Source organism: Halopseudomonas sp. (assembly GCF_036960865.1).
Lineage (GTDB): Bacteria > Pseudomonadota > Gammaproteobacteria > Pseudomonadales > Pseudomonadaceae > Halopseudomonas.
This window is the reverse complement of record NZ_JBALWE010000025.1, coordinates 1-612: the sequence shown is the minus strand read 5'-3', so window position 1 is coordinate 612 and position 612 is coordinate 1. Positions and strand designations below refer to the sequence as shown.

The following is a 612-nucleotide window of genomic DNA, read 5'->3' as shown; positions in this document are numbered from 1 at the left end:
CTTCGGCCTCGGCCCATTCCAACTCTTCGCGGCTCGGCATCAACTCATCACGGTTCACCAGCGCCCAGTTGTAGTACTGCACGTTGGCCAGCTCCATGTACTCCACCCCCAGATCTTCAGCCAGTAATAGAATCTCTGGAATCTGTGGCAGGTTCTGCCGGGTCACCGGAATATTCAGCACCATGGGGAAACCCAGGGCCTTAATCTCGCGGGCGATGGACAGCTTCTTCTGGTAGCTATCGACGCCAGCCATGCTGTTGGCGACGCGCTCATCGCAGGACTGGAAACCGAGCTGGATATGTTTCAGCCCCAGTGCCTTCATGTTCTTCAAGCGCTCTACCGTGAGGCCCACACCGGAGGTGATCAGGTTGGTGTAAAAACCCAGCTCGTCGGCATAGCGAATCAGCTCTTCCAGATCTTTACGCAGGGTTGGTTCGCCGCCGGTAAAGCCGATCTGCATGGCGCCCATCTCGCGGGCCTCGCGGATCACTTTTTTCCATTCGTCGGTGCTCATTTCGCCGTCACGGTAACTGTCAAAATCCAGCGGATTACTACAGAAAACGCACTTCAGCGGGCATTGGTAAGTCAGTTCCAGTGAAACCCAGATCGGCT

General features: G+C 56.0%; 1 protein-coding gene. It reads right to left on the bottom strand.

Going from position 1 to position 612, the window contains the following annotated elements; genetic code table 11:
• The coding region (locus V7747_RS18555; protein WP_335617470.1) for a radical SAM protein at positions 1-612 on the bottom strand (612 nt) is incomplete at both ends.